Origin of the sequence: Collimonas sp. NPDC087041 (genome assembly GCF_044745265.1) — a bacterium.
GTDB lineage: Bacteria > Pseudomonadota > Gammaproteobacteria > Burkholderiales > Burkholderiaceae_D > Collimonas.
Genome location: NZ_JBIUZX010000014.1, coordinates 37,349 through 60,509, shown reverse-complemented (window position 1 = coordinate 60,509; position 23,161 = coordinate 37,349). Strand labels below are relative to the sequence as shown.

The window sequence follows — 23,161 nt, the reverse complement described above, 5'->3', positions numbered from 1 at the left end:
AGCATCAGATAATCAGTGATGCTCGCAGTGTTCTTTTAACTCTCGTCGAACCATTTTTTTTGTGGTGCCGATGTTGGCTGGAATGATTGATTCGCTCCCCTTGCGCCGCCAAAATCAACGTCGTCGCTGTCGCTTTGTGCATAGCTGCGTGCCACCATGCTGCGTTTTGCATCGGCGCCAAGAAGAATCGAATCACTCCGCGTTTCCCACTCTTCGATCAACTTCATGGCATTGGCTTCGTACACGCCATTTTGCAAATTGACTGTCTGAACAAACGTGTCCGACATGCGCACAAAGTCTTCGATTTCACCGATTTTCATCGCGTAATCATTCGCCAGATATTCATCGGCCAAATCGAACATGGCTTTGGCATCCGAGTCCCCATTGATGATGCTTTTTGCCGACTGGATCGCGGAGTAGGCGTTATCAGACATTTGTTTTTTGCGCTTTTTTACGTCGATTTCGCGGGAAATATCTTTAATCAAGAACTTTGAAATTTCCTGGTATTTGATCAGTACGTTGTAGAGCAACTGCATCTTGTTGAGCAGATCCTGATAGGTGCCGTTCGCTTCCCGCATGCGTTCTGCCTGGCGTGACTCTTCCGCGATGACAATCGAGTTCGACTGCTTTTTTGCTTCCTTCAGCAGCATCAGGGATTTCTTTTGGATGTCCTCATTTTTTGCGATTTCGTCCTGGCAAGAGCGAATCATCCCGCGCAAAGAAGCAATCCGCGTCGTCATGTTTGCGAGCTTTTTCTCCAAATCGACAACGTAATTTTGCATGATGCCAATTGGATCGATTTCAACAAAAATCTGCGTGATTTTTCGCATCGCACTTTGATACATATACGAGCCTAGACGCCAGAATCGACGGTCTGTCACGACAAACCCAAGTGCCACTGCAACGACCCCAAGAATCGTGGCGTAGATCGCATTTTGAAGAAGCGTAATGATGAATGGCAGTGCCTTGTATACGACGAATCCAAGACCAGCAACTGCGGCGACGCCTACAATCTGGCCAGTTACGCCTTCAGGCCGCTCCCAGAAAGTTTTCGGTTTGTAATCCTTTGGGACGGACGGAATCATGTCATTCACGAGTTGACCTTTTACTCAATTAGATGATGGGGAACAGTTACGCGAGATATTGTTGAATTTTTGATTTCTCTGCGATGAGCGTATTTTTTACGATCTCCGTAGCGGCATCGAAGCTTTGCTTTTTCTGGGTAATGGACTTCTGTTTTGCATCGATTTCCACAGCCAAGCTCGCGATGCGCGATTGATTGGCAACAATGCTCTCCTGCAGCCGTACAACTTCGGCCTCAGCATCGGCACGAATTTTCGCGATTTTTGTATTTGCCTGACCCACTGCATCGGCCAGTGAAGTTGACTCTTGTGTGCGAACCGATAACTCGTTCTCTTCGACGCCCTTTGACTGATCCGCAAAGCGCTTGCATTCAGTCTCCAAAGCCTCAAGGTGAACATCGATAGCTTGAGAGATTTGCGCCACGGTTCTTGGTTGAGCATTGGCCAGCACAGCGAATGCGGCGCGATAGCGCGTCCCGTCATCCATTGGAATTGCTGCCAAAGAAGCGATGGCGCCGGACAGCTCGGCATATGGCGTTGGACTTGCCATCACAACTGTCATCAATTCCGCAGCCATCCCTGAGATGGCTTGCGGCGAAACAGGCGTCGGTGCCACATCAATCTTTGTGACAATTTGCGCAGGTGCTTTAGATGCGACCACTGGCTTTGGCGCACTCGGATCATCCTGCCACACGGCATCTTTTACGCCATGAAAAAATCGCGACGCGAAATTGTCTTTTGCACCTTCACTCATTGAAACACCCCCGACGAATAGCTATGGACTAAATGTTAAATCAGTAGAAACATGTATAAAATAGCAACTATTCGGACATTTATGCGGCAAACCATCTGGATAAATTGTGCACTTTTGTAAACTAGTTGATTTTTTAACAAACATTAAATTATAACCGTAATGTTGTATATTTTGAAAGACATGAAGACTTGCGCCGTCAAGAGTGAGGGGAATTCGACACAACGCAGCGTCGTTTTACATGAAAAGCGGCATCGACAAATTGCCGCGCTTTGAAGGTTGGCTTGCTCTTGCCATGTGGGTTTGGCAGTTTGTGGAGCGCGATGACGATGGATTCATACGACAGTCAATTGTCGTAGGCGTACGTCATGCTTATGCTGAAGCCGATCGCGATTGCCATGTATTGAAGACTCAGCATGCGGCCAAAGGCGGCAATTCGGCGGTGTTCTAAAACGAAAAATCCAAGCGCGCGATAGCAGCGCCAACAATAAAAAAACCCGTCGATCAGTGAGTATTCAAACTCACCAATCGACGGGTTTTTTGTCTCCGGACCACATACACCATGGCCCGGATCGCAAACAGCTTACGCGTCGCGCGAAGCCTTTTTACGCTCATGTTCCTTCAGGTAGCGCTTACGCAGACGGATGCTCTTCGGTGTGACTTCAACCAGTTCGTCGTCGTCGATGAATTCAACCGCGTATTCCAGCGACATCTCGATTGGCGGCACCAGGCGCACCGCTTCGTCGGTACCCGACGAACGGACGTTGGTCAATTGCTTGCCCTTGATCGGGTTAACCACCAGATCGTTGTCACGCGAGTGGATACCGATGATCATGCCTTCGTACACTGGGTCGTTGTGGCTGACGAACATACGGCCGCGATCCTGCAGTTTCCAGATAGCGTAGGCAACGGCGGCGCCGTCATCCTGCGAGATCAGCACGCCGTTGCGACGGCCGCCCAGTTCACCCTTGGAGGTATCAACCGGCGCGTATTCATCGAACACGTGGCTCATCAGACCAGTACCGCGGGTCAGAGTCATGAACTCGCCCTGGAAACCGATCAGGCCGCGTGCTGGAATGCGGTACTCGAGACGCACACGTCCCTTGCCGTCCGGTTCCATGTTTTGCAGATCGCCACGACGACGACCGAGTTCTTCCATGACGCCGCCCTGGTTGACTTCTTCAACGTCGACAGTCAGGTTTTCGTACGGCTCGTGGCGCACGCCATCCACCATCTTGAACACCACGCGTGGACGCGACACAGCCAGCTCGTAGCCTTCGCGACGCATGTTTTCGATCAGGATGGTCAGGTGCAATTCGCCGCGGCCCGACACTTCGTAGGTCGAATCGTCGTTTTCAGCTTGAACCACGCGCAACGCCATGTTGGCCTTCAGTTCGCGGTCCAGACGGTCCTTGATCTGACGGGTGGTCACGAACTTGCCTTCGCGGCCAGCCAGTGGCGAGTTGTTGACCATGAAGTTCATGGTCAGGGTCGGCTCGTCAACCTTCAGCATCGGCAGGCCTTCCGGATGGTCCGGTGCGCAGATGGTGGAACCGATACTGATTTCTTCAATACCGTTGATCAGCACGATGTCGCCAGCCAGCGCTTCGTCTGTCAGCACGCGATCCAGGCCGCGGAAAGTCAGCACCTGGTTGACGCGGGCTTTGGTCGGCTTGTCGTCCGGGCCATTCATCCAGACCACGTCTTGCAGCGCTTTGATCTTACCGCGCAGGATACGACCAACGCCGATCTTGCCGACGTAGGACGAGTATTCCAGCGAAGTGATCTGCACTTGCAATGGGCCGTTTGGATCATCTTCACGCGCAGGAACATATTTCAGGATGGCGTCGAACAACGGTTCCATGTTGCCTTCGCGGACTGTATCTTCCAGACCTGCATAGCCTTTGAAGCCCGACGCGTAAATGATCGGGAAATCCAGTTGTTCGTCGGTTGCGCCGAGTTTGTCGAACAGTTCGAAAGTCGCGTTCACAGCCTTTTGCGGGTCTGCATTTTCGCGGTCGATCTTGTTGACCACAACGATCGGCTTCAAGCCCAGCGCCAGTGCCTTACGCGTCACGAAACGCGTTTGCGGCATTGGGCCTTCTTGTGCATCGACCAGCAGCAGAACACTGTCAACCATCGACAGTACGCGCTCGACTTCACCACCGAAGTCGGCGTGGCCCGGGGTATCAACGATGTTGATGTGCGTGCCCTTGTATTCGACTGCGCAGTTCTTCGACAGAATCGTGATGCCGCGTTCTTTTTCAATATCGTTCGAATCCATCACGCGTGCATCGACGTGCTGGTTGTCACGGAAGGTGCCCGATTGACGCAGCAATTGGTCAACCAGAGTGGTCTTGCCGTGGTCAACGTGGGCAATGATGGCAATGTTGCGGATGGCGCGAGGTGTGTTTGACATGGTCAGTTTGGAGATTGGAGAACTTAGTAAGTGCGCAGACATAAATGCGCAGGATATTTATTGCTGAATATTTATCACTACAAATGCGGCCAAAAATGTTCGCTAAGGCTCTGCACTCAGGCAAGGCAGTTGTAGCGGAATTTGGGAGGCCGCGCATTATAGCATGACGCGCTGCACTACTTTATGAAAAGCCTGTATTTTCAAAGGCTTGCTGTCTCAAGCAACACACAAATTATTACTTAAATCACATTTACGCCTGCTGCGCTGTCGCAATCAAGCGTTCCGGCGCCAGAACGCCGTATTCATGCAACTGCGCCGTGCCCAGCAGCTGGCGGGATGACGTATCGACAATATCGCCTGGCTGCAGGTATACGCGCACCCGCCCTGCCGTAGCAGGCAGGGCCACGCCCTCTTTCGCCAGGGTAAGCCGCTGGCCTTGCAAAAATCGCTTTGCCAAGGACTCCGACAGCACCACTTCGGGAAACGATGACAACAAGCTGTCCACCGGCGCCAGCAACGGCGCGCGTTCGGCCTCATCGGTCGCAATCAGTTGATCCAGGGTAACGCAACCGTCCAGCGTCAGATGGCCGACCTGGACCCGTCGCAGCTCCTGCAGATGGGCGCCGCAGCCGAGCGCGGCGCCGATGTCCTCGCCCAGCACGCGGATATATGTCCCTTTGCTGCAAGCGACCCGCAGGCGCAGGAACGGCGCCTGGTAATCGAGGAATTCCAGCGCGTGGATCGTAACGGCACGTGCCTCGCGCTCCAAGGTGATGCCGGCACGCGCGTACTCATACAGCGGCTTGCCATCGCGCTTGAGCGCCGAATACATCGGCGGCACCTGCTTGATCGGGCCGCGGAACTGCGCCAGCGCCTGATCGATCTGCTCACGGCTGACGTTGACTTCCTTGCGCTCCAGGACCTCGCCCTCGGTATCGCCGGTGGTAGTACTCACTCCCAGATGTATCAAGGTTTCGTAAGTCTTGTCGGCGTCCAGCAGATCCTGGGCGAACTTGGTAGCTTCGCCAAAACATAGCGGCAGCACGCCGGTCGCAAAAGGATCGAGGGTGCCGGTGTGGCCGGCCTTCTGGGCATTCAGCAGACGCTTGGCCTTGATCAAGGCGTCATTGCTGGAAAAGCCGACAGGCTTGTCCAGCAGCAGTACGCCATTCAGCGGAACACGGATTCTTTTGGGCGCAGTGGATGCCATGAGAGGAATTTCAGCGAATACAGAAACAGGTGATAAGAAAGGGAAACGGCCTGCCGTTGCCGACAAGCCGCATCATGTACAACTGACACGTGGCCGGTTTACTCCTGGCCGTCGTCCTTGGAGCGCGTCGCATTCGCCAGGTCAATCAGGCGCGACATCTCGACGCCACGGGCGGTCGAATTATCGTGAATGAAATGCAAGGCAGGCAAGGTATGAATAGTCAGGCGGCGGCCCAGCTGGTTGCGCAGGAAACCGGCAGCCTGGGTCAGGCCCTTGACGGTATTCGCAATCGCTTCCGGATCGTCGTTCAGCATCGTGAAGAACACCTTGGCATGGGCGTAATCCGGCGTCACCTGCACCTCGGTAATCGTGATCATGCCGACCCGCGGGTCTTTCAGTTCGAAAACGATGATTTCGGACAGGTCCTTCTGGATCTGGTCTGCAACGCGCAGGCCACGGCCAGGGATCGATTTACTATGTTTAGCCATACTTTTATTCGGCGCGTTGCCACGCCCTATCTTTCACAAATGAACTACCAACAACTTGTAGGGTGGGCACAGAGTGCCCACGCGTTACCGTGATATCCGGAGTGCAAACTCACCCGACACCGAAGTAAGCATCTGCGCGGAGTGAGTTCACGCGTGGGCATTACAGGCCCACCCTACGAAACCACATGATATTACCAAATGAAAATCGGGCTTTTAGGCCCGATTTTCCTGCCTTACGCACCTGGACTGCATGCGTCTGCTTTGACTATTACAGGGTACGCGCGATTTCTTCGACTTCAAAGATTTCGAGGTGATCGCCTTCCTTGATGTCGTTGAAGTTCTTCAGGGTCAGACCGCATTCGAAGCCGGAACGGACTTCCTTGACGTCATCCTTGAAGCGTTTCAGCGAATCCAGCTCGCCTGTCCACAAGACCACGTTGTCGCGCAGCAGACGGACCGAAGCGCCACGCTTGACCAGGCCTTCGAGCACGTAGCAACCGGCAATCGCGCCGACTTTGCTGACCAGCAGGACTTGGCGAATCTCGACCAGGCCCAGATTCTGTTCGCGCTTCTCTGGCGACAACATGCCGGACATCGCTGCCTTGATCTCGTCCACAGCATCATAAATGATGTTGTAGTAACGAATATCGACGCCGTTGGCTTCCGCCAGCTTGCGTGCCGATGCATCGGCGCGGGCGTTGAAGCCGATAATCACGGCCTTGGAAGCGACTGCCAGGTTGACGTCCGACTCGCTGATGCCGCCGACGCCGGCGTGCACCACTTGTACCCGAACTTCGCTGGTCGACAGTTTTTGCAACGACTGAACCAACGCTTCTTGCGAACCTTGGACGTCGGTCTTGATGATCATCGGCAGGTTCTTGACTTCGCCTTCGGCCATCTGATCGAACATGTTTTCCAGCTTCGCGGCTTGCTGCTTGGCCAGCTTGACGTCACGGTACTTACCTTGACGGAACTGACCGATTTCGCGCGCCTTGCGCTCGTCAGCCATGACCATGACTTCTTCACCGGCAACCGGCACTTCTGTCAGACCCTGGATTTCGACCGGAATCGATGGACCGGCTTCGCTGATCGCCTTGCCGTTTTCGTCGAGCATCGCACGGACACGGCCATAAGCCGAACCAGCCAACACGACGTCGCCGCGCTTCAGCGTACCGGATTGCACCAGAATCGTTGCAACCGGACCGCGACCCTTGTCCAGACGTGCTTCCACCACCAGGCCACGCGCCGGGGCAGCAACCGCTGCCTTCAATTCCAGCACTTCAGCTTGCAGCAGGACTTGCTCCAGCAAGTTGTCGATGCCTTCACCGGTCTTGGCCGATACCGGCACGAATGGCGATTCGCCACCGTATTCTTCCGGCACCACTTGTTCCGCAATCAGTTCCTGCTTGACGCGATCCAGGTTGCCGCCCGGCTTGTCGATCTTGTTGATCGCCACCACCAGCGGTACGCCGGCTGCTTTCGCGTGGGCGATCGCTTCCTTGGTTTGCGGCATCACGCCGTCGTCGGCTGCCACCACCAGAATCACGATGTCGGTCGCCTTGGCGCCACGGGCACGCATTGCGGTAAACGCTTCATGGCCCGGGGTGTCGAGGAAGGTGATCATGCCACGCGGTGTTTCTACGTGATAAGCACCGATGTGCTGGGTAATGCCACCGGCTTCGCCGGAAGCTACCTTGGCGCGACGGATGTAATCCAGCAGCGAGGTCTTACCATGGTCAACGTGACCCATGACGGTAACCACCGGTGCGCGCGGCAGCAATTCGGCGTCGGCATGTTCTTCGCCGTCGACCAGCAATGCTTCCGGATCATCCAGTTTCGCAGCATGCGCGGTGTGGCCCATTTCTTCGACCAGAATCATCGAAGTTTCCTGGTCCAGCACCTGGTTGATGGTGACCATCTGGCCCAGCTTCATCAAATGCTTGATGACTTCCGAAGCCTTGACCGACATCTTGTGCGCCAGTTCAGCAACAGTAATGGTTTCAGGAACATAGATGTCCTTGATGACCGCTTCTGTCGGCGCCTGGAAATTGCTTTCGTGATCGTCGTTATGCGAACCGCGACGGCCCTTCGGACCACCGCGCCAGCCATCGCGACCACCACCGGTGTTGCCGCGGGTCTTGATGCCGAGACCGCGCTTTTTGGCGGCGTCGTCTTGCCAGGTCGAAGAGACATTGGCGGACTTGATCGATTTCTTGTCGACCACGACCTTCTTGTCGTCTTTCTTCTCACCTGGCTTTTTATCTGCCGGCTTGTGCAATGTACCTTCAGCGGTCTTGGCCGGTGCAGCAACTGGTGCTACCGGTTCAGGCGCCTTGATCACGCGGCGCGGTGCATTCATCATGGCCTTGATCTGCGCCACTTCATCTTGCACGGCCTTGCGAGCGCGCTCAGTCGCAGCGGATTTCTCAGCAGCTTCCTTGGCGGCTTGCGCAACCTTTTGCTTGGCTTCTTCGTTAGCCAGGCGTTTCTTTTCTTCTGCGGCCGGATCTTCCTGCTTGGCAGGTGCATCGGCGCTGGCAACCACAGGAGCCGGTGCTTGTGCAGCGGCTTTCTTGGCTTCCAGTTCAGCTTTCTTGGCGTCGTTTTCAGCTTTTTGCGCAGCCTTGGCTTGCGCTTCCTTCTCAGCTTCCAACTTGGCCAGGCGTTCTTGTTTCTCGATCAATTCTGCTTCCTGGCGAGCAATCAATTCTGCTTGACGACGTGCTTCTTCGATCCGACGTGCCTGTTCGGCTTCGTCGATGACCGGTGCAGCAGGCGCGGCCGGTGCTGCCGCTACTTCGGCAACCGGCTCGTCACGCTTGACGAAAGTACGCTTCTTGCGCACTTCAACCTGGATCGTGCGCGACTTGCCGGTGGCGTCAGCCTGCTTGATCTCGGTGGTTTCCTTGCGGGTCAGCGTGATTTTCTTCTTTTCGCTATCTGGAACCGCGCCGTGCGAACGGCGCAGGTGTTCCAGCAGGCGATCCTTGTCTTCTTTCGACAAGGCGTCGTCAGTCGAATTTTTCTGGACGCCAGCCGATTGCAGTTGTGTCAGCAGTAAATCTGCTGGCATTTTCAGCTCGGTGGCAAATTGGGCTACATTGTTACTCGCCATTCAGTCCTCTTTTTCTATGTGGCGCGGCAGACGATACGGAACCTCTCGGATCACTCGATCACTTGGCTTCCGCTGTATTCCATGCCTTGGCTTGCAGGGCCTTGGCATGATCATCGTACTTGGCATCGATGAGTTTCATCTCATCGTCGGTCACATCTTTAAACTCTTCTTCAATCAAATGACGCGCACGCTCGGCTGGCAAAGCCAGGATCGCGCCAAACTCGTCATACGCCAGGGCGGCGAAAGCAGCCAATGTCTTGACTCCTGCCAAGCCCAGCTTGCCGGCGGTAACCCGGTCCATGCCTTCGAAGTTGACCAGGGCATCTTCCATGCCTTCCAGTCCTTCTTCCGAGGCAATCGCTTCGGTCACCAGGGCATCGCGCGCCCGGTTGCGCAGTTCGTTGACGGTGTCTTCGTCAAACGATTCAATCTCCAGCATTTCGGTAATCGGCACGTAGGCGATTTCTTCCAGGCTGGCGAAACCTTCTTCCACCAGGATGTCTGCGACTTCCTGATCGACATCCAGTTTTTCCATGAACAGCGCGCGAATCGCCGCGGTTTCCACCGCAGACTTATCAGCCGACTCTTCTGCTGTCATGATGTTGATCTGCCAGCCGGTCAATTCCGCTGCCAGACGCACGTTCTGACCGCCGCGACCAATCGCGATGGCCAGGTTTTCTTCATCAACGACGACGTCCATGGCGTGCTTTTCTTCGTCAACCACGATCGAAGAAACATTTGCCGGAGCCAGTGCGCCGATGACGAATTGCGCCGGATCTTCCGACCACAACACGATGTCGACCCGTTCACCACCCAGCTCGCCAGTCACGGCCTGCACGCGTGAACCACGCATGCCGACGCAGGTGCCGATAGGATCGATACGCTTGTCTTCAGTAAACACAGCGATCTTGGCGCGGACGCCAGGGTCACGTGCTGCCGACTTGATTTCCAGCGAGCCTTGTTCGATTTCCGGTACTTCCAGTTCGAACAGCTTCATGATGAATTCCGGCGCAGTACGCGACAGGATCACTTGCGGGCCGCGTGCATTGCGGTCAATACGCAGGATGAAAGCGCGTACCCGGTCGCCGATCCGCAGGTTTTCCTTTGGAATCGTCTGATCGCGCGGCAAACGCGCTTCGATCTTGCCCGATTCGACAATCGCGTCGCCGCGTTCCATGCGTTTGATGGTGCCGGTTACCAGAGAGTCGCCGCGCTCCAGGAAGTCAGCCAGGATCTGTTCGCGTTCAGCGTCACGGATGCGTTGCAGCACAACCTGTTTGGTGTCTTGCGCAAAGCGACGGCCGAATTCAACCGATTCAATCGGTTCTTCGATGTGGTCGTCGACTTCGACGTCGTCGATCTGTTCCTTGGCTTCGAACAGCAGGATTTCCTGGTCCGGCAGTTGCAGACCCGCTTCGTCCGGCACAACGTGCCAGCGGCGGAAGGATTCGAATTCTCCGGTTTCACGATCGATCGTGACGCGGATATCGACATCGCCCTCGTAGCGTTTTTTGGTTGCCTGTCCAAGCGCGTGTTCGAGCGCACCGAACACAACATCTCGATCGACGTTTTTTTCATGCGCGAGCGCATCGACCAACAATAAAATTTCGCGACTCATGCTTTGCGACTCCTAAAATCCACTTGCGGCACCAGGTGTGCCTTGTCTACATCAGCGAGCGTAAAATCCAACATCGCCAACCCATCGTTTGTTTCAAATTCGATTTTCAGCTTCTCGCCGTCCGGTTCGCCCAGCACGCCTTGAAAAGTCTTGCGATGTGCAGGACCTGGCATCGGAACGCGCAACTTGATGATTGCTTCCTTGCCGGCAAAACGCACATAGTCAGCCAGTTTCTTCAGCGGCCGATCCAAGCCCGGCGACGACACTTCCAAACGCTCGTACACGACATTTTCCACCGTCAGTACGTGCAGCAGTTGATGCGTCACCTTTTCGCAATCTTCCACCGTGATTTGACCTTGCTCGGCATTTTCAGGCGTGAAATCGATGTACACGCGCAACAAGCCACGCGCGGCCTTTTCGAATTCGACCAGCTCGTAGCCCATGCCAACCACGGTTGTTTCAATTAGCTCCAGCAACTGCAAGGCAACTCCCTAATAAAAGATCTGCACGTCCCGCATGTACCCGGTTCGACGCAATATGAAACCTGCTGAAAACGAAAAGCAAAAAAAAAATGGGCATCTGCCCATCTTCTTATCGTTTGTCATTTAAGCAGTTTCCACGAGATCGGCTGCGAATCAACTCCAGAATTCCGAAGTTTAATTCCATTAATGACTTCTGTTAACTTGTAAATTATAAACGATTGGGCTATGTACCGCAATGCAGGAAATTTGCATTTATTGACAATACCCGCCTCCGAAGCGACGAATTGGCCATTAAAGCAACACTTTTTACCCGCAATGCCACCACTACTACTTACATCATTGCCAGCAGGAAACCACCCATCCGGATCAATAAATCAAACCGGATAGCTGATCATCTGCCCGACTTAACCGCGTGGACGGCGACGCGGCATTCCCTGCCCGCCGTGCTGTCCACCTTGGCCGCCATACTGGCCGCCGGCAGCCGACTTGTTCGGCCGCGCCGGGCGGGCAAAACCGTTGCCGCCACCGTTGCGCCGTTGCTGTCCGGCGTCAGGGAAACCCAGCGCGGTTTGCAATGGATCCGGTTGACGGCTACGCGCCGGCGCATTACCACCGCCTTGCGGACGACCTTGGCCGCCACGTCCTTGATTATTGCCACGCGACGGACCGAATCCCTGGCCCTGATCACGGAAACCGCCCGGCCCTTGCGGAGCGCTGTTGGCACGGTTGCCGTTAGGCTGGCGATCCTTGTTGAATTCAGGACGGCCCTTGGCGCCACCGGCAGCTTGCCCGGCAGGCTTGTCCAGGCCATGCGCTGTCATCATGTCGCGCACTGCATTTTCATCCAGCTCTTCCCAGCGGCCACGCTTCAAGCCGCGCGGCAAGGTCATCGCCCCGTAACGAGTACGAATCAGACGCGACACCGTCAGGCCGATGGCCTCGAACATGCGGCGCACTTCGCGATTACGGCCTTCGCCGATAATGACGCGATACCATTTATTGATGCCTTCGCCGCCGCCATCGGCAATTTTCGTGAATTGCGCAACGCCGTCTTCCAGCTCGACGCCGGCCAGCAACTTCTGACGCATGCCTTGCTCCAGCTCGCCCAGGGTACGCACCGCGTATTCGCGGTCGATGCCGTAGCGCGGATGCATCAGGCGGTTAGCCAGATCGCCGGAGGTTGTGAACAACAGCAAGCCTTCGGTATTGAAATCGAGACGGCCAACGGCCAGCCATTTGGCAGCCTTCATGTTCGGCAAACGATCGAATACCGATGGACGGCCATCCGGGTCGTTATGGCTGACGATTTCGCCAGCCGGCTTGTGATAAACCAGCACGCGTGGCGGTTTCTTGCTCACTTTGCGCTGCAACAGCTTGCCGTTGATACGGATTTGATCGGTTGGCAAGATGCGTTGGCCGATATGCGCCGGTTCACTGTTGACCGAAACCCGGCCGGCGATGATCAGCTCTTCCATATCGCGGCGCGAACCCAGGCCGACGTCAGCCAACACCTTGTGCAATTTCGGCGCGTCGTCTTCTGCAGTCAGATCACGCCGGACGCTCTTTTGCGCCTGGCGGCTGGCGGCGTCTTCCGTCGTAGCCAGCGTATCGAACGACTCGGAGGTCACGAAAGAGAATACGTCATCTGCATCACCGCCACGCGAACCTGGCTTGCCGCCACGTTGCCCCGGCTTGCCAGCCTGCGGCTTCTTACCCTTTTGCTGGCGATCGCGCGAATTGCGCTCGCCGTTGCGGCCGTTGCCGTTGTTGTTACGATCGGCGCGCGGCTGGCGCGCTTCACCTGCCACGAAAGCAGGAGCATCGCCACCTTGCGGCGCCGTTCCCTGCCCTTCGGCAAGGGCGACATTGCCAGCTTCGGCAACTGCGTTCACCGACGATTCTTGTGCACGCTGTGCGGCACGGTTACTGCGCAATGCGCGCGGACCGCGCACGCCACGCTTGACTGGCCGCTCACGCGGTGTTGTTTCCGTGTTCACGAATGGCGCATCGGCAACCGGCGCCGGATCAACCACGAATTCGACAACAGGCGCCGACTCAACCGCAACCTGAACCTTCTTGCGCGGCGCTGCCTTCGGCTTGGCCGGGGCCACCGCTTCCGGCGCCACGTTGACGACTTCCGCCGCACCCGCCGACTCATCGGCCGCTGCGACTACTTTCTTGCGCGGCGCACGACGGGCAGGCTTGACCGGCTCTGCTGCTTCCGCAGCAGGCGCATCTGGCGCAGCTACCGCATCGGCGGCAACCGTCGCAACCTTGCGCGCTCTTGGCTTCTTGGCTGGCTTCGGTTCAGTGGCGGCGGTCTGGTCGACGACCGGTGCATCATTGGAACTAGGTGGGTTCATTATTCAGGTGTTGGTTATGCCGACCTGGCGTGGCTTCATCATCCGATTCGGACGCGTGGTCGTTAGTGTGGGTTTCATTCGATGCAACTGGTGCTTCCTGCGGCGGAACAACTTCATCCTGATCCGCCTCCGTCGCATTTTCCGTCATGACTTCCGATGCGTTGACGCCTGCATCTTCTACTGGTGTAACTGGTTCTGCAACCTGCCCGGCCTCCGCAACTGCGTCATCCGAAGTATGGCTTGGTGCATCCTGAGCGGCCGCATCGACCGTTTCGGCGATATCGACTTCTTGCTCAGCAGGTGCTTCAACTTCATTTGCTTCCATCGCTGCAGCGGCATCCAGCACCGCCTTGGCTTCAATACTTGCTTCCAGATCGGCTTCCAATGCCTGCAGTTCCAGCAAATTGCCTTCCTGCATCTCATTCCTCGCTACTTGCTGCAGCGGCGGCAATTGATCCAGCGAGGTCAGGCCGAGATCGTCCAGGAACTGCTTGGTGGTAGCGAACAATGCCGGGCGTCCCGGCACGTCGCGATGCCCGATGGCTTCGATCCAGCCGCGCTCTTCGAGCATTTTCACCGTCTGCGAATTGACCGTGACGCCACGGATTTCCTCGATGTCGCCCCGGGTTACCGGTTGACGGTAGGCAATGATCGCCAGGGTTTCAAGGGTTGCCCGCGAATATTTCGGCGGCTTTTCCGGATTCAGGCGCTCCAGGTAGATTTTCATCTCCGGGCGGCTCTGAAAACGCCAGCCGGTCGACAAGGCGACTACTTCGATGCCTTTGTCGGACCAATCCTCGCGTAGCTCCTCCAGCATTGACCTGATCGTATCTGCATTGATTTCGCCGTCATCCTCACCACTATCTTCGCCATTTCGCGTATACAGCTTTTTCAAGTCGTTAAGCGACAGCGGCTCGTGAGCACAGAGCAAAGCAGTTTCGAGGACTTTCTTGGCCTCAATAGTATTCATGTACGACGTATGTTATTTAAATTCTATCAAAAAATTCGCAGAGGTCATGTTCAACGAGCGGCATCGGCAATATGCACCGGATGCCAGGTCAAAAGAAACCTGTTGATACTGCTGTCCAGCGCCCGTTAGAGGAGGATTAATGAGGGCGGGGACAATAAGACTTGAATAAGACGGCTAACATTTCTGGTGCGCCACTCGTTCCTTACATTTCGATCCTGCTATCGGTTACAGGAACCGACCTGCCATTTATCGAAAAATGTTGAGGCACAGTTTAGCACAAAGCTTACCGGGAGGGCTATTTGATGTCGCAGATGTGGTTATTTGACGATAGCGGGAAAGGAGAATTTGCGGATTCGCTATCGTCGACGCCGGCGGGCCGGAAATGCGGCCCGCAACTGGTCAGCTACCGCGATAGGTCGAATACGACCAAGGCGACACCACCAGCGGCACGTGATAATTCTGGTCGGCGTGGGCAATGCCGAATGCCAGGGTGACCCTATCAACAAAACGCGGGCTGGGCAGCTGAATTCCCTGCGCGGCGAAATAGTCGCCGGCCGAAAACACCAGTTCGTACTGGCCGGCCTGCATCTCTTCGCCCTGCAGCAGCGGCACATCGACCCGGCCATCCTGGTTGGTCACTGCATTCTTCAACAGGCTGCGCCCCGACGCCGTCACTGCATATAGCGCAATCTTGACGCCGACACCCGGCTTGCCCTGGGTGATATCCAGAACATGCGTGCTTAATTTTCCAACGGCGTTTCCCATGACAATTCCCTATATCGATTAGTTGAAAATGAGTATCGAACAAATGATATACCGCAGGGTTCAGGTCAATATACTATCCGGCATATATTAATCATGGCGGCAACGCACATAATCCAGAGCACGGCAATTGCAGGCACTGCGCCAGCGCAGCCGATGATGCCAGCCCGACTGACTAGATAATAAAGACTTCAGGTTAAGCAATGACAACTCATAACGATCCAAACTATCCGCGCGACCTGACCGGCTACGGCCGCACCCCACCGCACCCGCAATGGCCTAACCGGGCCCGGATTGCCTTGCAATTCGTCCTGAACTACGAAGAAGGCAGCGAGAACTGCGTACTCGACGGCGATGCCGGTTCGGAAACCTTCCTCTCCGAGATCATCGGCGCCCAGAGCTTCCCGGCGCGCCACATGAGCATGGAATCCATCTATGAATACGGTTCACGCGCTGGCGTCTGGCGTTTGCTGCGCATGTTTGAAGAGCGCCGCCTGCCGCTGACCGTGTTCGGTGTTGCGCGCGCGCTACAGCGCAATCCGGAAGCAACTGCCGCTTTCCAGGAACTCGGCCATGAAATTGCCTGCCACGGCCTGCGCTGGATCAGCTACCAGAACATCGACGAAGCCACCGAACGCGCGCATATCGCCGAAGCCGTCGAAATTATCAAGCAACTCACCGGCAGCGCCCCGCTCGGCTGGTATACCGGCCGCGATTCGCCGAACACGCGCCGCCTGGTCATGGAACACGGCGGCTTCAGCTACGACGCCGACCACTACGGCGACGACCTGCCGTTCTGGGAAAAGGTCAGTTTCAAGGATGACAACGGCGCAGCGCAAACCAAGCCGCAGCTGATCGTGCCTTACACGCTGGACACCAACGACATGCGCTTCGCCGCCATGCAAGGCTTCAATTCCGGCACCCAATTCTTCGATTACTTGAAAGACGCTTTTGATGTGCTGTACCGCGAGGGCGATCCGCACGGCCTGAACCAGCCAAAGATGTTGTCGATCGGCCTGCATTGCCGCCTGGTCGGCCGTCCAGGACGGGCTGCGGCACTGGCGCGTTTCCTGGATTACGTGCAGAGCCACGGCCATGTATGGATTACGCGCCGCATCGACATCGCCAACCACTGGCGCAACACTCACCCGTTTCCGGCATGACACCACCGATTGTTTCACCGGCACGCCGCAGTTTTAAATAACGGTTTTATCACCCGCCGTGGCGGTACCACGGATAGCAACCAAAACACGGACGCGTGTTGTTTCACTAATGAATAGATTCAAAACTTTATTGCCCACTTATAAAAATCAGGAGACAGGGATGTACCCAGTTAAAAACAAATTAAAAAAACTGCATTTTGTTGCCGCTCTCGGCGCCGCGGCCGCGCTGCCGGCGATGGCGCAGACTACGGTCCAGGTAACCGGACTGGTCGACAATTACGTCGGCTCGATGAAATACAGCGGTGATACCGGACGCAGCAGCGTCGTCAACAGCGGCGGCATGACCACTTCATGGTTCGGCTTCAAAGGCACCGAGGATCTCGGCGGCGGACTCTCAGCCAAATTCAATCTGACTTCGTTCTTCCGCTCCGATACCGGCCAGGCTGGCCGTTTCGATGGCAATGAAACCTTGTTCTCGCGCGACGCCAACGTTGGCCTGGTCGGCAGCTTTGGTGCGGTGTCGCTGGGTCGCGACCTGGCGCCTAACTTCCTGCCGTCGATCCTGTTCAATCCATTCGGCGATTCGTTCCAGCTGTCGCCGCTGATCCTGCACATGGATGTCCCATGGTTCAACGCATCCGGCTGGACCAACTCGGTTGCGGGCGATACCGGCTGGAGCAATGAAGTCATCTACACGACGCCCGACTTCAACGGCCTGAAAGCCAACTTCCACTACCAGTTCGGCGAAGTGGCAGGCAACACCGGCAAGAACAACATCGGCGCCAATGTCTTGTATTTCCACGGTCCGCTGGCCTTGACCGCCTACTACCAACGGGTCCAGGTCAACAATCCCCTGGAATTTTCTCCGGATAACGTCCAGCCGGCCACCAACATTCCGCTGCCAAGCGGCATGGTGGCGGCACGCCAGTCGAACTGGTTCGTCGGTGCGACTTACGATTTCACTGTCGCCAAGCTGTTTGCCACGTACGACCAGACGTCGCATGATATCGACCTGAAAGACAAGACCTTCCAGCTCGGCACCAGCATCCCGTTCGGCCACGGCGCAATCCTGGCTTCATGGGCGGACACCAAGCGCTCCGGCACGGCAATCGGCGAGCCGCTCAAGCGCGACACGGTATCGGCGGGTTACGATTACAATCTGTCGAAGCGCACCGATCTGTACGCGGTCTACATGTATGACAAGATCACGGACCAAAGCACCGGCAACAGTGTCGCCTTGGGTATTCGCCATCGTTTCTAAGCTTCAGTTAAGCTGACTCCGTAGTCGCGTTACTGCAATGCGCGCCGATCGTTCAAGCGGTCGGCGCGCGTTTTACCGTCTGGAATATCATGAACCCGAACCTCCCCACCATCAGCGACGCCGAATGGCAGGTGCGCAAGGATTTGGCGGCCTGCTATCGCCTGTGCGCACTGAAGCAATGGGATGACCTGATCTACACCCACATCTCGGCTACCGTGCCCGGCGAGCCGGGGCATTTCCTGCTCAATCCGTTCGGCTACCGCTTCGATGAAGTGTGCGCCTCCAACCTGGTCAAGATCGACGCCCAGGGACGCATCGTCGGCGACTCGCCCTACCAGGTCAACGTCAGCGGCTTTGCCATCCACGGTGCGGTCCACGCGGCGCGGCCGGACGCCATGTGCGTGATGCATCTGCACAATACACATGCCATAGCGATCAGCATCCAGGCCGGCGGCTTGCTGCCGATTTCACAGCACGCGCTGCGCTTTTATGAACAGATCGCGTATCACGATTATGAAGGTCTGGCGCTGACACCTACCGAACAAGGTCGCATGATCGAACGACTCGGAAAATTACCGGCGATGCTGCTGCGTAACCACGGCAGCCTGGTATGCGGCCGCAGCATTGCCGAAGCCTACGTGCTGATGGATACGCTCGACAAGGCTTGCGAAATACAGCTCATGGCCAACGTCGGCAACGGCCGCCTGACCTTGCCGTCGCATGACGTCTGCCGCAAGACGCGCGACCAACTGCTGGGTGATGGCACTCCTGAAGGCGTGCTGGAATGGCCGGCGTTGCTGCGAAAACTGGATGCCATCGATCCTGGCTACCAACACTGACAACTCACAAAAAGGATATTTCTCATGCCAACCTTTAACGTCCAACTCTTCGAAGGCCGTACCGCAGAGCAAAAGCGCGCCTTCGTCAAAGCCATCACCGAAGTCACCTGCAAGACGCTGGATTGTGGACCGGAATCGGTCGATATCATCATCCAGGAAGTCAAACGTGAAAACTGGGCGACTGCCGGAAAATTATGGTCGGACTGAACCGGCGACACGCGTCACCATAAAAAAACAGCCGCGAAATTCGCGGCTGTTTTTTTGTTCGAACGATCAACAAAATGCTTTGCCGATCACCCGTAGAAAGTATTACCTGGCGCCGGCAAACTCGCCAATCTGCTTGATCACCGCATTGCGCACCGAGCCGCTGACCACGAACGACTGCGCCACCGCGATATCGTTGTGGAACCAGCGATCGCCTTCCAGGCAAGCCGGAATCTGACGGCGGATTTCCTGATACGCAGCTTGCGTGCCCTTACCCAGCACGAAGCCCGGCAGCAAATCTTCCGTCATGGTCAGGGCCTGCGCCGCCAGCAGCATTTCAACGCCGATGATGTACTGCGTGTTGGCCACCACGGTGGCCGCCTTGCGCGCACACCAGGTCGAGTTCGATACGTGGTCTTCGCTGTTGCCTTTGGCGGGAATGCTGTCGACGCTGCCCGGCATGCACAGCGTGCGGTTTTCCATCACCAGTGAACTCATCGAGCATTGCACCACCGGATAACCGGTGTTGACGCCGCGTACGCCGCTCATCAGGTTGCGTGGCAAGCCCCACGAGAGGGTCGGATCGATCAGGCGTGCGACGCGGCGTTCGCAGATGCTGCCCAGATCGGTGATCGCCATCGCCAGCAAATCCATCGCCTGTGCCAGATACTGGCCGTGGAAATTGCCGCCGGAGATGATCTCGAAACCGCCGCCTTCTTTATCAAAGATCAGCGGGTTGTCGGTGGCCGAATTGATTTCCTTGTCGACGATGTTGTCGATGTAATCGAGTGCATCGAACACCGGGCCGTAGACTTGCGGTGAGCAGCGCAGCGAGTACACATCCTGGATGCGCGCGGTGTAAGGGATATCGGTGCGACGGCTTTCTTCCGGAAACTGTACCGCGCGCGCTTCATGTGTGGTACGGGTGGAACCGGCCAGCAGCTTGCGGATGATGGCGGCGGTCTTGATCTGGCCGGCATGTGGACGGGCTTGCTGGATGCGGTGATCGAATGCGGCCATTTCGGCGCGCATCGCTTCCAGCGTCAATCCCAGCGACAGGCAAGCATCGCTCAGCAGGTTGCGCGCATCGTGCGCCACCAGTACCGCCACAGCCAGCGAAGCGGTACAACCGTTGATCAGGGCTGAGGCATCCTTGGCTTTCAGATCGAATTTGACAGGGCCGACACCGGACTTGGTGATCGCTTCAGGCGCGCTCATGCGCTGGCCCTGGTACATCACTTCAGCTTCATCAAAACCGGCGATTGCCGCTGCCAGGTAGGACAAAGGCGCGAGGTCGCCGGAGGCGCCAACGGAGCCTTTTTGCGGCATGATCGGATGGATGCCGGCATTCAGGAAAGCCAGGAGGCGATCAACCACTTCAACCCGTGGCGCCGAGTAATTGCTGGCGAAAGCGTTGGCGCGCAACAGCATGGTGGCGCGGCTGACTTCTTCCGAAAACGGCTCGCCGATGCCGGCGCAGTGCGCCTTGATCAATTGGGTCTGGAACAGCTCGATGTGCTCGACCTTGATGCGGGTGTCTTTCAGCAGGCCGACGCCGGTGTTGAAGCTGTACATCATCGGCGCTTCATCGTGCATCCAGGTCGATTCGATGTAGTCGCGGCTTTCCTTCAAGGCAGCGCGCGAAGAGTCGGCCAGCGTCACCGGCAGGTGCGGTGCGCGGGCGACGTCGACTACTTGCTGGGCAGTCAGGTTGAAGCCGTCGATGGTGATGGTTTGGGACATGAGTACTCCAAAGATTTCTTGATGGGTGGCGTGCGCGAAAACCCGTTGAGCGTTACAGAAACGCTCAACCGGCTTCCGGCTTTGGGAATGACGTGAACTTACTTGGCGCCGGCGGCGTACCAGGCGCCGATCAGGGCGCGTTCTTCGTCAGTGATGTGGGTCATGTTCGCCAGCGGCATGGCCTTCAGTTGCACCGCTTGCTGATAGATCTTGTCGGCATGTTGACGGATCAGATCAGGCGTCTGCAGCATGACACCAGCTGGCGCTGTGGCAAACCCGGGCTGGGTCGGCTGCGCCGAGTGGCAGGTTGCGCAACGCTGGCCGATGATTTCCTGGATATGCGCCATGTCGGCAACCGGTGCTGCTGCAGTAGCTGCAACGGTAGCGCCCACTGTCGCCGCTGCGCCGGCCGCAGCAGCAACTGGTGCGACCGGTGCAACCGGCTGGATCGGCTTCGGTGCAATCGCAATCGCAACAATCAGCAACAAGGCGACGCCGGCGATCGGATAACCGAGCGAAACACGGCCGGCATGACGCAGGTTGAAGAAGTGACGGATCAACGCGCCGGCAGCGATAATCGCAGCCAGGATCAACCAATTATATGGATGGCTGTAGGTCATGCCGTAGTGGTTGCTGATCATGATGAACAGCACCGGCAAGGTGAAGTAGTTGTTGTGTACGCTGCGTTGCTTGGCTTTCTTGCCGTAGATCGGATCCGGGGATTTACCGACGCGCATCGCCTCGACCAGCTTGCGTTGGCCTGGAATGATCACCATCAGCACGTTACCCACCATCATGGTGCCGATCATGGCGCCAACATGGATGTAGGCGGCACGGCCGCTCAGCAGATGCGTCAGCACATAGGCGGCGGCAACGATGAACAGGTACATGACGATGCCGAGCAAACCTTCGCGCTTGCCCAGCGGCGAACGGCACAGCAGGTCATACACGGTCCAGCCAACCACCAGCGTGCCGAGGCCGACACCGATGGCTTGCCAGGTGTTCAGATCGGCGACATCCTTGTTGATCATCATTGCCGAAGCATTGAAGTAGTAGACGATGAACAGCATCGCGAAACCTGACAGCCAGGTAGCGTAGGCTTCCCATTTGAACCAGTGCAGATCGGCCGGCAACTCGGCCGGCGCTACCAGATATTTTTGCGGATTGTAGAAACCGCCGCCGTGGACAGCCCACAGTTCGCCGGAGACGCCCTTGTTAGCCAGGTCGGAGCCAGGCTTCGGCGGCCGGATCGAATTGTCCAGCCAGACGAAGTAGAAGGATGCACCGATCCAGGCGATCCCCGTGATCAAATGCAGCCAGCGCACCAGCAAATTGAGCCATTCGACCCCGTACGAAACTAATAATGCATCCATGTCTTCCCCAACGATTTTTACTCGTCTGCCACCGCGGGCTCTGCAAACGATAGGAGCGATTGCCCCCAACACGGCCGCGAACTTTTTATAAACCTTGTTTTATATCAGCTCCGCTACGACCAACATGATCGGATAAAGCAAGCACTAAGCAAGATACCTGCCTGCCCATCCTTCATTTTCCCCTGCCTGCGCTCAGGTAATAAAAGCGCTTCAGATTCTCGCAAGATAAACGTATTGACGTTTCAAAACATGGATTTTCAGATATATTTGACATACACATATCCATATAACAAAATGGACCGCAAATAATACAAACAAATACTAATAGCGTAGGAGACAACATGGCCAAGCTGCCAGACCATCTGGATATCCACCTGATACGAATCCTGTATCTACTGCTGTGCGAAAAGAACGTTTCGCGCGTAGCACTCAAACTGAATCAACCGCAGCCGTCGATTTCGGCATCGCTGCGCAAGCTGCGCGAACTGACCGGCGATCCACTGCTGGTGCGCGGCGCACGCGGCATGGTGCCGACCCAGCACGGCGAAAGCCTGCTGAAACCGGCCAAGCGCATCCTGGAAGAAACCGAACGTCTGTTCGTACAAAAGACCGCGTTCGTGCCTCAGGCTGAAGCACGCACCTTTCATATCGCTGCGCCAGATTACATGAATACGCCGTTCTTCCTGGAAGTAGTGGCGCGCCTGCGTCGCGAATCACCCAAGAGCCGCATCGTGATCCATGCACTCGGCCCGGAGACCGACTATGTCAGGCTGCTGTCCGACGGCGATCTCGACCTGGTCATCGCCAACTGGGATGAACCGCCGCCGCATCTGCATTTATCCAAGCTGTTCGACGATCCTATAGTTTGCCTGATGCGGGCCGACAGCGCCTACGCCAAGCGCACCGAGCCGGACAAGATGACGGTCGAAGATTATCTGTCGCTGCCGCACGTGGCGCCGTGGCAGGTGCTACCCGGCTATCATGGCATCATCGATTCCTTCCTCGACAGCCAGAACCTCAATCGCAATGTGGTGGTCGAATCAGCCTACTTCGGCATGCTGCCTTACATGGTGGCGCAGACCGACCTGGTGCTGACCACCGGCCGCCAGTTCGCCCGCTTCTATGAAAAGACGCTGGCGCTGAAAAGCTTCACGCTGCCGATCAAATTTCCGCCGATGCGTTTTTATCAACTTTGGCATGAACGGGTGCACCAGGCGACCGAGCACAAATGGCTGCGCGAGCAGATCGGCATTGCTGCCAAGAGCATGCTGGCGAAGTAACCAATACAACTAAAAACACAACTAAAAAACACAACTAA

General features: G+C 56.4%; 19 protein-coding genes. 6 read left to right on the top strand and 13 right to left on the bottom strand.

The features are described 5' to 3' along the window. Nucleotides 1-35: 35 nt before the first annotated feature. Nucleotides 36-1,094, bottom strand: coding sequence for a hypothetical protein (locus ACIPF8_RS21405; protein WP_400425082.1), 1,059 nt, complete (start codon nucleotides 1,092-1,094; stop codon nucleotides 36-38). Between the two features lie 37 nt (nucleotides 1,095-1,131). Further along, nucleotides 1,132-1,836, bottom strand: a complete 705-nt coding sequence (locus ACIPF8_RS21400) for a hypothetical protein (RefSeq protein WP_400425080.1) — start codon at nucleotides 1,834-1,836, stop codon at nucleotides 1,132-1,134. 238 nt (nucleotides 1,837-2,074) lie between these two features. Here ACIPF8_RS21400 and ACIPF8_RS21395 point away from each other — a divergent pair, with 238 nt between their 5' ends. Then, a complete protein-coding gene (locus ACIPF8_RS21395) occupies nucleotides 2,075-2,284 on the top strand; it encodes a hypothetical protein (protein WP_400425077.1) in 210 nt (69 codons plus the stop codon). A 132-nt stretch (nucleotides 2,285-2,416) separates the two neighbouring features. Here the strand turns inward: ACIPF8_RS21395 and typA are convergent, their stop codons facing one another. From typA to uraH, 9 genes are all read right to left on the bottom strand, one after another. After that, a complete protein-coding gene (typA, locus tag ACIPF8_RS21390) occupies nucleotides 2,417-4,252 on the bottom strand; it encodes a translational GTPase TypA (RefSeq protein WP_400425074.1) in 1,836 nt (611 codons plus the stop codon). Between the two features lie 250 nt (nucleotides 4,253-4,502). Beyond that, nucleotides 4,503-5,462: a tRNA pseudouridine(55) synthase TruB gene (truB, locus tag ACIPF8_RS21385; protein WP_400425071.1), complete on the bottom strand. Its 960-nt coding sequence runs from the start codon at nucleotides 5,460-5,462 to the stop codon at nucleotides 4,503-4,505. Nucleotides 5,463-5,560: 98 nt separating this feature from the next. After that, nucleotides 5,561-5,950: a 30S ribosome-binding factor RbfA gene (gene rbfA / locus ACIPF8_RS21380; protein ID WP_400425068.1), complete on the bottom strand. Its 390-nt coding sequence runs from the start codon at nucleotides 5,948-5,950 to the stop codon at nucleotides 5,561-5,563. Nucleotides 5,951-6,218: 268 nt separating this feature from the next. After that, entirely contained in the window at nucleotides 6,219-9,065 is a 2,847-nt protein-coding gene (infB, locus tag ACIPF8_RS21375) for a translation initiation factor IF-2 (protein ID WP_400425065.1), read from the bottom strand. 58 nt (nucleotides 9,066-9,123) lie between these two features. Further along, complete coding sequence (nusA, locus tag ACIPF8_RS21370) at nucleotides 9,124-10,683, bottom strand: transcription termination factor NusA (protein WP_400425062.1); 1,560 nt, start codon at nucleotides 10,681-10,683, stop codon at nucleotides 9,124-9,126. Further along, nucleotides 10,680-11,165: a ribosome maturation factor RimP gene (gene rimP / locus ACIPF8_RS21365; protein ID WP_400425059.1), complete on the bottom strand. Its 486-nt coding sequence runs from the start codon at nucleotides 11,163-11,165 to the stop codon at nucleotides 10,680-10,682. Before rimP ends, nusA begins: the two co-directional genes overlap by 4 nt. 404 nt (nucleotides 11,166-11,569) lie before the next feature. Further along, a complete protein-coding gene (gene rluB, locus ACIPF8_RS21360; protein WP_400425056.1) occupies nucleotides 11,570-13,528 on the bottom strand; it encodes a 23S rRNA pseudouridine(2605) synthase RluB in 1,959 nt (652 codons plus the stop codon). Next, nucleotides 13,515-14,498: an SMC-Scp complex subunit ScpB gene (gene scpB, locus ACIPF8_RS21355; protein ID WP_400425054.1), complete on the bottom strand. Its 984-nt coding sequence runs from the start codon at nucleotides 14,496-14,498 to the stop codon at nucleotides 13,515-13,517. Before scpB ends, rluB begins: the two co-directional genes overlap by 14 nt. 399 nt (nucleotides 14,499-14,897) lie before the next feature. Further along, the gene (gene uraH / locus ACIPF8_RS21350; protein WP_061534227.1) at nucleotides 14,898-15,263 is read right to left on the bottom strand and encodes a hydroxyisourate hydrolase; all 366 of its coding nucleotides are present in this window, start codon (nucleotides 15,261-15,263) and stop codon (nucleotides 14,898-14,900) included. Nucleotides 15,264-15,463: 200 nt separating this feature from the next. On the opposite strand from uraH, the gene puuE reads away from it, so the two are divergent. The 4 genes from puuE to ACIPF8_RS21330 all read left to right on the top strand — a co-directional run bounded on the left by puuE (nucleotide 15,464) and on the right by ACIPF8_RS21330 (nucleotide 18,730). Beyond that, nucleotides 15,464-16,423, top strand: a complete 960-nt coding sequence (gene puuE, locus ACIPF8_RS21345) for an allantoinase PuuE (protein ID WP_400425051.1) — start codon at nucleotides 15,464-15,466, stop codon at nucleotides 16,421-16,423. A 160-nt stretch (nucleotides 16,424-16,583) separates the two neighbouring features. Continuing rightward, nucleotides 16,584-17,684: a porin gene (locus ACIPF8_RS21340; RefSeq protein WP_400425048.1), complete on the top strand. Its 1,101-nt coding sequence runs from the start codon at nucleotides 16,584-16,586 to the stop codon at nucleotides 17,682-17,684. Nucleotides 17,685-17,773: 89 nt separating this feature from the next. Beyond that, nucleotides 17,774-18,523 carry a class II aldolase/adducin family protein gene (locus ACIPF8_RS21335; RefSeq protein WP_400425045.1) on the top strand — a complete coding sequence of 250 codons (750 nt, stop codon included), beginning with the start codon at nucleotides 17,774-17,776 and terminating at the stop codon, nucleotides 18,521-18,523. A gap of 24 nt (nucleotides 18,524-18,547) precedes the next feature. Next, nucleotides 18,548-18,730 carry a 4-oxalocrotonate tautomerase gene (locus ACIPF8_RS21330; RefSeq protein WP_400425043.1) on the top strand — a complete coding sequence of 61 codons (183 nt, stop codon included), beginning with the start codon at nucleotides 18,548-18,550 and terminating at the stop codon, nucleotides 18,728-18,730. A gap of 102 nt (nucleotides 18,731-18,832) precedes the next feature. Here the strand turns inward: ACIPF8_RS21330 and hutH are convergent, their stop codons facing one another. After that, nucleotides 18,833-20,470, bottom strand: coding sequence for a histidine ammonia-lyase (gene hutH, locus ACIPF8_RS21325; RefSeq protein ID WP_400425040.1), 1,638 nt, complete (start codon nucleotides 20,468-20,470; stop codon nucleotides 18,833-18,835). Between the two features lie 98 nt (nucleotides 20,471-20,568). Then, on the bottom strand, nucleotides 20,569-21,843 hold the full coding sequence (locus ACIPF8_RS21320) for a urate hydroxylase PuuD (protein WP_400425038.1): 1,275 nt from the start codon (nucleotides 21,841-21,843) through the stop codon (nucleotides 20,569-20,571). A gap of 341 nt (nucleotides 21,844-22,184) precedes the next feature. On the opposite strand from ACIPF8_RS21320, the gene ACIPF8_RS21315 reads away from it, so the two are divergent. Continuing rightward, entirely contained in the window at nucleotides 22,185-23,123 is a 939-nt protein-coding gene (locus ACIPF8_RS21315; RefSeq protein WP_061534234.1) for a LysR substrate-binding domain-containing protein, read from the top strand. Nucleotides 23,124-23,161 lie beyond the last annotated feature (38 nt).